The organism is Streptomyces sp. NPDC002092 (assembly GCF_053593775.1).
Map to the genome: position 1 here is coordinate 26,025 of NZ_JBSFDG010000038.1, position 9,891 is coordinate 35,915.

The 9,891-nt window shown below is 67.4% G+C and carries 7 protein-coding genes and 1 pseudogene; 6 read left to right on the top strand and 2 right to left on the bottom strand.

The genetic code is table 11. The features are described 5' to 3' along the window. Positions 1-4 precede the first annotated feature (4 nt). On the top strand, positions 5-142 hold the full coding sequence (locus ACWCRD_RS43810; protein ID WP_450971265.1) for a hypothetical protein: 138 nt from the start codon (positions 5-7) through the stop codon (positions 140-142). A gap of 86 nt (positions 143-228) precedes the next feature. Here the strand turns inward: ACWCRD_RS43810 and ACWCRD_RS43815 are convergent, their stop codons facing one another. After that, positions 229-2,169: a glycoside hydrolase family 97 catalytic domain-containing protein gene (locus tag ACWCRD_RS43815; protein WP_450971266.1), complete on the bottom strand. Its 1,941-nt coding sequence runs from the start codon at positions 2,167-2,169 to the stop codon at positions 229-231. A gap of 452 nt (positions 2,170-2,621) precedes the next feature. On the opposite strand from ACWCRD_RS43815, the gene ACWCRD_RS43820 reads away from it, so the two are divergent. After that, positions 2,622-4,121, top strand: a complete 1,500-nt coding sequence (locus tag ACWCRD_RS43820; protein WP_450971267.1) for an RICIN domain-containing protein — start codon at positions 2,622-2,624, stop codon at positions 4,119-4,121. A 402-nt stretch (positions 4,122-4,523) separates the two neighbouring features. Here the strand turns inward: ACWCRD_RS43820 and ACWCRD_RS43825 are convergent, their stop codons facing one another. After that, a complete protein-coding gene (locus ACWCRD_RS43825) occupies positions 4,524-5,963 on the bottom strand; it encodes an NF041680 family putative transposase (RefSeq protein ID WP_450971268.1) in 1,440 nt (479 codons plus the stop codon). A gap of 606 nt (positions 5,964-6,569) precedes the next feature. Between ACWCRD_RS43825 and ACWCRD_RS43830 the strand changes: the two genes are divergently transcribed. From ACWCRD_RS43830 to ACWCRD_RS43845, 4 genes and pseudogenes are all read left to right on the top strand, one after another. Continuing rightward, positions 6,570-6,818 carry a hypothetical protein gene (locus ACWCRD_RS43830; protein WP_450971269.1) on the top strand — a complete coding sequence of 83 codons (249 nt, stop codon included), beginning with the start codon at positions 6,570-6,572 and terminating at the stop codon, positions 6,816-6,818. A 508-nt stretch (positions 6,819-7,326) separates the two neighbouring features. Next, entirely contained in the window at positions 7,327-7,983 is a 657-nt protein-coding gene (locus ACWCRD_RS43835; protein ID WP_450971270.1) for a hypothetical protein, read from the top strand. A gap of 495 nt (positions 7,984-8,478) precedes the next feature. After that, positions 8,479-8,973 (top strand): GNAT family N-acetyltransferase, encoded by a 495-nt coding sequence (locus ACWCRD_RS43840; protein ID WP_450971271.1) that lies wholly within the window; start codon positions 8,479-8,481, stop codon positions 8,971-8,973. 57 nt (positions 8,974-9,030) lie between these two features. Beyond that, positions 9,031-9,348: pseudogene (locus ACWCRD_RS43845) on the top strand (helix-turn-helix domain-containing protein); the annotation flags it as partial. Positions 9,349-9,891: the final 543 nt, after the last annotated feature.

Sequence of the window (9,891 nt, forward strand, 5' to 3'; positions counted from 1 at the left end):
ACCTGTGGCACATGGACCTGGTCAGCGGGGTTCCGTCGGCCGACGGGACGGCAACGACGGCGGCAGTCAGTTCGCCGCGGACGCCGCCCTCCCGCAGATCGCCGGGCTCGCCCACTCCACCTTGTCGTCGTCCCAGTCATGACGCACTGACCCGCGGCGACAGGGATGCCGACGCCCCCATGGGAGAGCACCGGCATCCTCTTCCCCACAGGCGGGCCCGGACCGGCGTCAGCTCGGCTTCAGCACCACCGCCTGGCCCCCGGAGGGGGCCATGGCCACGCTGAGCACGGTCGCCGGAGTGACGGTCCGGCCGCTCACCACGACGGGGGTCTGGTAGGCGGAGGTGCCGGGCGTGCCGTCGGCGTAGACCGTCGCCGTCCAGTTGCCGCTGCCGCTGCCAAGGAAGGACAGCGGGAGCGACAGCGTCCGGGCCGACTCGTTGGTCATGGCGCCCAGGTACCAGGTGGTGCCCTTGCGGCGGGCGACCGCGACGTACTGGCCGATCGAGCCGACGAGGGTGCGGCTCTCGTCCCAGGTGGTGGGGATGCCGTCGAACCACGGCAGGCCTGGCCAGTTGGCGGTGTTGGAGTACTTCGACGGTGAGTCGTACCAGTAGAGGAAGTTCAGCGGTTGGTAGAAGACCGCAGCCATCGCCATCTGGTGGGCGTTGGTGGTCTGGTCGCGCGACTGGCCGTAGCAGATGGTGTAGTCCATCGACCCGCCGACGTTCCGGGCGAACGGCAGGGTGACGTTGTGCGAGGCGGTCGGGAAGTGCTCGTTGCCCCGCACACCCTCCATACTGACCCAGTTGGGGTACGTCCGCTCGTAGCCGAACGGCCGCACGTCGTCGTGCGTGTCGAGCAGCAGCTTGTACTTCGCCGCCGTCCTGACCCAGGCGATGATCTGGTTGGTCATGGCCTGGGTGCCGTCATTGATGAAGCCCAGCTTGACGCCGGCGATGCCCCAGCTGCGGTAGAGGGCGAACAGCGAGTCCGCGTCGGGTATGGCGAGGGGATTGACGTAGAGGATGACGCCGATGCCCTTGCTCGTGGCGTGGGAGATCACCGACGGCAGGTCGATCGCGGAGATGGGCTTGGTGGCGTCGGTCGTCGTGTGCTCCGGCCCGTACCAGCCGGAGTCGTACTCGATGTACTGCAGCCCTCGGGCGGCCGCGAAGTCGACGCCCGCCATGCCGTCGGCGGTGGTCAGCTGGCAGCGGAAGACCTTGCCGGGCTTGATCCACGAGGTGTCGGGCAACGCGCCCGCGGGGGCGAGGTTGAGCACCAGCTCGGCGTTGTCCACCAGTTCGGCGTGGGTGGAGCCGGTCACCACCGCGCGCCAGGGGGTGGCGAACGGAGTGGTCACCGTGGAGGTCGTCTGCACCGGCCCGCTCCCCCGGGCGGTGTGCTCCATCAGATAGGTGGACAGCATGTTCGGCTGCCCGGACACTGAACGCAGCATCAGCCGCGGGAAGTTGACCCGGGACGACTCGCAGACGCAGGCGATCAGCCCGCCACTCGCATACGTCGCGGTCAGCGGCAGGTCGGTCAGCGGGCCGGTGTCGGTGCCCGAGGTCCCGGTGGAGGGTATGGAGCCCGGAGAGACCGGGCTGTACGCGTCCTCGTCCCGGTAGCTGTAGACGAGTGTGCTGTCGGGGAAGACGAACGTCGTCAGCTCGTCGGCGATGGTGGCGGTGCCCTTGTCGAGCAGCACGTACCGGAAGGCGACACCACTGGGGTAGGCGCGGAGCTGGACGCTGAAGTTGATCAGGGTGGCGGTGTCCTGGAGGTTCCAGCGCATCTCCTGGTACCAGTCGTGGACGGTCGCGTTGCGGCCGTAGACCGGGGACCACGTGTTGTCGACGGTCCAGTGCTGGTAGTTGGTGATGAGCGTGCCGCTGCGGCCGAGCATCGTCCCGTCGCTCAGCTTCAGGCCGAGGGCCGAGGTCTCGACGACGGACGCGCCTCTGCGCTTGGCCGACCAGCTCAGGGCACCGCCAGTCAGGGACATCGTGATCGTGGTGCTGCCGTCGGGTGCCGTCGCGGTGACCGAGGTGTCCGCCGCCGCGGCTGTACCCGTCGCCCCGATGCCCGCCGCGGCCGCACCGGCGGCGACCGCCGCGCCCTTCAGCAGTCCTCGGCGGGACACCGAACGTGCTGGTAGCTGCATGACAGTACGCCTCTCCGTGAGGTGACCGGCGTCGATGGAGCGGGAGACCTCAACACAACCACACAGTAACCAACGGTTTCCCACCAACATCGGGCAGTTCTACGGCAGTACTCCGGGTAGGTCAACAGCGCGAGGAACACCATTACTAGGCGTCAGGTTCCCGACGGACGGCGCCCCGCGGGTGCTGACGTGCATACCGAGGCAGGAGTTGGCTGGTCACCGCGCCCGTCACCTCGGCCTGCCGCCACCGCCTAGAACGAACAAAATCGATCGCACATCTTGACACCGAACCGAACAGGAAGCTCTCATTTCCCACTGAACAGCGCAGCCGCTCCCCCACGTTGCCGCGTTCGCCGTTCTTCGCGGGGCCCCAACTCCCCCCGTCCAACGCGCCGCCAGGCAGTTTCGCCGCGCGGACGACGTCTGTCAGGACCTCGAAGGAGAGGCAGAGCATGCCGAATCGAGCACCCCACCCCAGCCCCTCGCGCAGCCGGTGGCGGGCAGTCGCCGGTGTGTTCCTCACACTGCTCGGAGGTCTCACGGCACTGCTGCTGCCTGCCGCGCCCGCAAACGCCGCCTCCGTCTCGTTCACCCTGGGCGCCACCAGGACCGACCAGAACGGCAACACGCTCCAGCTGCACGGGCTGGGCATCATCAAGGTCGGCAGCACCTGGTACGGCTTCGGCGAGGACAAGACCGGGGAAACCTCGTCCGACACGTCCTTCCAGGACATCCCCTGCTACACCTCGACCGACCTGTCGAACTGGACCCACCAGGGGGTGGCCCTGGCCAAGCAAGCCAGTGGCGACCTGGGCCCGAGCCGGATCGTGGAGCGGCCGAAGGTCATCTACAACGCGTCGACCAGCACGTACGTGATGTACATGCACATCGACAGCATGAACTACTCCGACGCGAGGGTCGGTGTGGCGACCAGCAGCACCCCCTGCGGGCCCTACACCTACCGGGGCAGCTTCCGCCCGTTGGGCAATCTGAGCCGTGACATCGGCCTGTTCCAGGACACCGACGGCACCGGCTACCTGCTGAGCGAGGACCGCAACAACGGTCTGCACATCTACAAGCTCTCGGCTGACTACCTGTCCGTGGACAGCGGCGTGGCCCTGCTGGGCGGCGGCGGCTCGGCGGCGAGCTTCGAGTCGCCCGCCATGGTCAAGGTCAACGGCGTGTACTACCTGCTCGCCTCGCACCTGACCGGCTGGAGCCTGAACGACAACGTCTACACCACCGCCACGTCGCTGAGCGGCCCGTGGGCGCCGATGCGCAACTTCGCGGCACCGGGCACCCGCACGTACGGCAGCCAGACGGCGAACATCATCACCGTGCAGGGAAGTTCCGGCAGCACCTACATCTACGCCGGCGACCGGTGGAACCCTGGCGATCTCGGCAACTCCCAGCTGATCTGGCTGCCGATGACCATCCGCGGCACCGTGGTGAACGTCGGCCAGTACCCCAGCTGGTCGCTCGACACCAACGCCGGCACCTGGACGCCCAACTCCGGCGTTCCCACCAACGGGGTGCACACCCTCACCAACGCGGGCAGTTCGATGCTGATGGACGTTGCCAGCGGCTCCACGACCAGCGGCGCGAAGGTCATCCAGTGGCAGTCCAACGGTGGCGACAACCAGAGGTGGACGCTGAACCGGGTGGCGGACAACGTCTACACACTCGTCAGCGTCAAGAGCGGCCTGTGCCTGGACGTCCCGAGCAAGTCCACCGCGGAAGGCGTCCAACTGCAGCAGTGGACCTGCAACGGCGGCGCCAACCAGCAGTTCGCCGCCGACCTCGTCGGCAGCCTCACCGGCACCAAGTTCATGCTCGTCAACATGGGTAGCGGACTTCACATCGGTGTGGACTCCTCTTCCACCACCGCGGGTGCCGCCGTCATCCAGCTGACCGGCACCGGCGCCACCAGCCAGCAGTGGACGATGTCCTGACCGTCCCAAGCGGTCGACCGCGCCCGACGGATGCTGAGCCCGTAAAGGCATCTTCCGATCCGGTGCGCCCCTCTGTCCGCCGACTGGCTTCAGAGAGCCGAGTCCACAGCCCTGTCGGCACGATGGTCCCGACGCCCTGCCTGCCACTGACCACCCGTGAAAGAAGGTCAGGCCCGGCCCGGCACCGAGCTGAGGCGGGACGCCGCTGGGCAGGGTGCCGACGTCAATGCTCTGCCCGGGCCGCAACACAGTGAAAGTCCTGCCGTGTGCAGCACGGCCCAAGGGCGCGCTGGATGTCGAACTCGCCGGACAGAAACGTCCAGTTGCCCGTACACCTGCGTGCACCGCGCGGCCCCGATGCCGTAATCCTCGTGTACGTCAGCGTCGACATCAGCTTGATCCTCAAGGTCTGGCCTGGTCTCGTTCGTAGAGGGTGCTCGGGCGTTTGGCGGTTTTGCCCACGTCGTGACGGGTGGCGGGATGCCGGTTCTTGGAGCCGGGCGGGCGTCCGGGGCCGGGACGGCCAGGTTTGGGCACGCGGGCCGGACAAGCCAGGTGAGGTCGGAGGTGTCGGAACCCGCGCCGGACGCGTGTCGGAGTGAGAGCGACGCCGATACGGGTGGTCTTCTCCCAGGGCTTGCGCCGGTCGGTGGCGAGCGGGGCAGCGAGACGGAGTTGGGTGTGCGCGACGATCACGAGCCAGGTCCAACGGTCCGCCGCCTCCGGCTCACGTAGCCGCGGCCGGGTCCAGCCCAGGGACTGCTTGAACAGGCGAAACGTGTGCTCCAAATCGAATCTTCGTAGGAAGCAAGACCAGACGAAGTCGACGTCAGCCGGGTCGGCGCCGGTGGCCGAGGACCACAGCCAGACCGGTGGCGCTTCGCGGTCGCCGGGCAGGTGATCGACCTTGAGCCGGATCAACGTGCCCTCGATGATGGGTAGTTCACCGTCGTGGTCGATCCAGGCGGAACGCTGCTGCAGTTCCGGGTGGAGCCGGTCCCATACCAGGGCCGCGGCCTTGCCATAGCGGGGCGTGTCGTTCGCCGTCACCACCGACGGCTCCGTCCAGGTCTGCGGCCTGGCGAGGCTGAACTCCTTGCCGTGCTTGGGCGGCCGGCCACCCTTGGGCTGGTAGACGCGGGGTGGAGCGGGCAGCCGCAGGGCGCGGTCCGAGCGCAGGCGTCCGACCAGCTCGACGGGAAGGTCCCGCAGCAGCCAGGCCAGGCGCATCACGTCGTAACCGGCGTCCATCACGATCAGCATGTCCCGGTCCCCAGGCCGCCACTGCCCGGCCGCCATCAGCCGCTCGGTCACCCGCCGGAGCTGGCCGGCCGTGACGGCCGCCGCGTCGTCGGCGGGCCCCAGGCGGACCGCGTCCAACACCGCGGTCCACGAGGTGCGGTCTGGCGTCAGCGCGGCCACGAAGGAGTACGGCCATCCCGGAATGATCTGCGCAGCGGCCTGGGAACGGCCGTGAACGTGGCAGAACAGCCGCTCCGGCGAGCACGCAGCGTCCGAGCGCAGCCACGGGGAGACGTCCACGCTGAGCACGATCCGCCCACCGAAACGCGGCAGTGGCAGCGAAATCAGCAGGTCACGCAGCCTGTTCACGTCCAGGCGGCCGTGGTTGAGCGCGCCGTACAGCGAGCCATAGCCGCGCCGGTGCTCGGCGGTCAGCGACAGCTCCACCGGCGTCCTCACCGGCCCATCCGCACACAACAGCGCGTCCGTGAGCTCGAAGAACGCGTCCGCCCGCGCAGAAAGACACCCATAGAAGGCCGTCCGAAAGCGTGACAGTTCCGCGAATGCATCCCGCTCGACGGCCTGTGTCAGCACACTCATCACACGGCCTTCCTTGTGAACTCCCGTACCTCGTCGCAGAGTTCAGGATCACGGGGAAGGCCGCTCGCATACCCTGCGAACACTCCAAAGAGTGACGACGCGACCAGGCCAGACCTTAAGGATCAAGCTGAGAGCCGGCGCACCCCTGCGCGAGCGGGACGCCGGATATCGACAGCCTGATCTGAGCTGTCGTCCGCTGGGGCTCTCCGAAGGGCGAGGGCCTGAGTCACACCCCCGGCTGGACGCCTCCGGCCTGTTCCACCCGGCCACGGACTGGCGCGCTCTGTCCTGTACAGCAGCTCAGCGCGGACAGGGGCCCGAGGTGACCCGTACCGCTGCGCGGCCGCGCGGCCAAGGTCACCCCGCCCACGCCCTCGTACGCAGGCCGCCGGTGGGTGATCGCGGGGCCTCACCACGAGTTGCCGAGTCCACTGGTTGGCGGTGTTCCTCGCGCGCGCACACCGCAGACCGGCCATGGTGGAGGAGACCGGGCCCGGGATCTCTACCTGTATCTACTTCCGGAATAGACCCTCGATGGAAGGTGAACGATCACGGCCGCACCCGGGACGCAAGCGTGCATGTGCGTGAATTCAGAAAGGAACCGAGTTGTCCAGGAAGTTCGCAGTTATCACGGCAATTACCCTCAGCGCTTTCTGCGGTAGTGCAGGAGCCGCCTCCGCCGACACGAACACGGTCATCACCGGTGGAGACGGCTTCTCGTCATCCACGGTCACCGTCAACGCCCCTCAGCAGGCCCTGATCCTCTCGAACGGCACGCCTCTCATCGACCTCCACTGCATCGGCGCCGGCGCGCCGAACGAGCATTACGCGGCCTGCGAGCAGGCACCGATCTGACGAGTTCGTTGCCGATCACGGGACGCCCGAATCATCGGGTCGGCTTCACTCACCACCGGCAGGCCGTGAGGACCATCGGTCGGCGAATCCCATGGGGGTGTCCTCGGACCAGCCCTTGATGTTCGTTGCGGTCGCAAAGCCCCTGATGATCGGCGACTTGACGTGCCCGTGATCGGCCGTCGGCTGGGGTCATGGGCCGGGAGCGGCGCATGACACCCGGGCCGGGCGTGCGAGGTTCACCGGGGCGCAGGTCATACAGAGCGCGGCCGCCGGTGTTCGAGTCGGTGGTCAGCCGCCGGGCGAGCGAGGAGGCGCGGAAGCCCCATTTGTGCGAAATATTCGACAGCGGTCTACGGGATCCGGGCACGGTGTCCGAACCTCCCGGATCGCCGCAGCGTTCTCCTCGCTGTTCGCGCCGTTTCAAAGGAGGTGCAACGGGCCGCCGACGGATGCTATAGCTCTGGTCAAATCCGAACAGACGAGCTGTCCGCGATGCCACGATCGGCCGATGTCAGCTGAGATGACGGATTCTTCGTATGCACCGATCAAGGTCAGAGCCGACAACAGGGTGTTCAAGGCTCCGTTGCTCGGCGGAGCGGTGCCCATCGGCCTGGGGACGATACGCCTCGGGCTACGGCTGGCCCATGGACGCGGCAGTTCGCCCGGGGCAGGCTGGCCGGGCATGATCGTTGCCATACTGGCAGTGGTCGTCCCCCTGGTGTGGTTCGCCGGAGGGCTGGCACTACGGCGGGCGAAAGCTGCCGTCGCCCTGGAAGACGGTGTGCTGAGCGTCCGCGACCGGTGGGGGCGCATCGTGCTGCTCACCCTGGAGTCCGACGTCACCGGCCTGCACTACGTTCGGATACCGGTGGACGGCCACAAGGACCGCCTGGTGATCACCTCGGTGGAGGACGCGCCCTTGGTTCTCGACACGCGCTTGTGGGAAGAGGAGCCTTTGCGGCGCTTGTTCGGCCGGTTGGCCGCCCCACCGGCTCAGGCACCGGTCAGGCAACTGGGAATGCTGACCTGGCCCCAGTTCCGCAGCCGCTTTCCCGGCGCCAAGGTGCCGTGGCGTCAGGTGCACTTCTGGTGGTTCGCCATATTCGTGACGATCCTCACCATCGCCTACATTGCCTTCTTCGTAAACCTTTCCTGCTTCATCTGACGACTTCCCCTCCGCATGACGGTATGCGAACGGCGGCGAGGCGCTGCTTCGCAGTTGTGCGCACGACTGCGAAGCAGTCAACCAGGCATGGAGCCAACGGAGACGACGCCCTACAAGCTGTCTCATTTCGTGAGTCTGCGGTAGCGGACGAGGGTGGCAGGCAGTGCTGGTGAAGGTCAGGAAGTGATTGGCTTTGCGCTGCTACTGAACCTTTTCCACGTCTCCTACACCGTCGAGGGCACCTGGCGACTCGGCTGCCAAAGCGGTACGGCTGGAGCTAGGAGCAGTCCGCCCGGCAGGCCATCGAACGCGATGACGACGCAGTCGAGGTGTGGAGGAAGGAGACTGGCCGCGGGGAACGAGATGGTTCGCGATTGAGGTCGCGGCGGGATTGGTCAGTTCGGGATGAGATGCCCATGTGCCTGTTCAGGGCAGGCGGACTGAGATACTCCGGCCATGGATGCTGGGGCAATAGGGAGCGGTACGCGATCGGACATGGCAGTGCCTGCACGGACCACGTCGGCCCATGCCGCGGGCTGGGTGCTGCGTTCTGCGGTGGCAGCGGACATCGAGGTGATCGCGGCGTTGCGGGCCACGGTCATGCGTGCGGACTTGGAACGCCTTGGGCGCTACGACGAGCACCGGGTACGGCAGCGGCTGCGGGACTCCTTCTCCACGCAGCACACGTCGATCATCATGACCGACCGCGAACTTGCAGGATGCCTCACGGTCCGGCCCGCCGAAGGCAGGCTGTGGCTGGAGCACTTCTACCTTGCTCCGCACTGGCAGGGCCGAGGGCTCGGATCTGCTGTGTTGCGCACGGTGCTAGAGCGGACGGACAGGCAGGGCGTGACCATGGCTTTGAACGTCTTGCAGGGCAGTGCTGCCCGTCGACTCTACGAGCGCCACGGATTCGTCGTGGAAGCCGAGGATCCGATCGACGTCTTCATGGTGCGCCCGCCCGGCGCGAGCACCGCTACGAAAGCCTGACCTGCGCCAGCACGACAGGCTGGACCCGGTCCCGAGGCCGTCTGCTACGGCCGTGACGTGACGCGGCCGCACGGGTTCTTCGAGTGTGACCAGTGGGCCCGCGGGGCCTTGTCCCATCCTGGCTTCTGCGGCCTCTCCGGTGCGCATCTCGGCGATTCGGTCGAGGAGTTGGCAGGCCCGTGGCGGGCCAGGTGCGAGGCAGCGCTGAATGAACGGCGTGGTGCCGGGCCGAAGTACGACCTGGTCTTCACCAACCGGCTCCAGGTCACCCTGGTGCACCTGCGCACCGGGCTTCCGCACGCCGCGCTCGCCGAGTCGTACGGCACGGCCCGCTCCACGGTCTGGCGGACCATCGGCGAGATCCGCCCGCTGCTGGCGGCGCGCGGCTTCGCGGTCCCAGGTGATGGTGGCCGAAGCATGGGCCGACCGTTGCTGGGACACCACGGAGGGCTGCATCCCCCAACTGGAGTGGAAGACCTTCGAGTGGTGAGTACCTTCCAGCGCCTCCGCGACCAACCCTGCCCCGCCACGACGCCCACGAGTTTCTCCCCCTACGACGTCCAACAACTGCTGCCGTGCGGCGGGGTGACCGGACGCGTTTACCTGCGAAGCGCGCCCGGGAGGGAGTATTTCCTGGGTGCAGATCCCCTCAAGGATCTGCACCATTCCGGATTCACTGGAACACCGCAGTCTGCGCTCCCCCGGACGCGGCGGCCAGGCGTGGCGCGTTACTCCTCGTCGCTGGTCTGCAGTTCGACGGGCCGGTCGGCCAGGTCCGTCGTCTGCGGCGTGGCCAGCAGCTTGTTCAGCCCAAGGGTCAACTTGAGGGGCCACGAAGTTTCCGGACAGGCACCCAATAGGGTTGTCCTGAACAAGGAAACGAGGAAGAAGTGGCGCCACCCAGTAAGTATTCGCCGG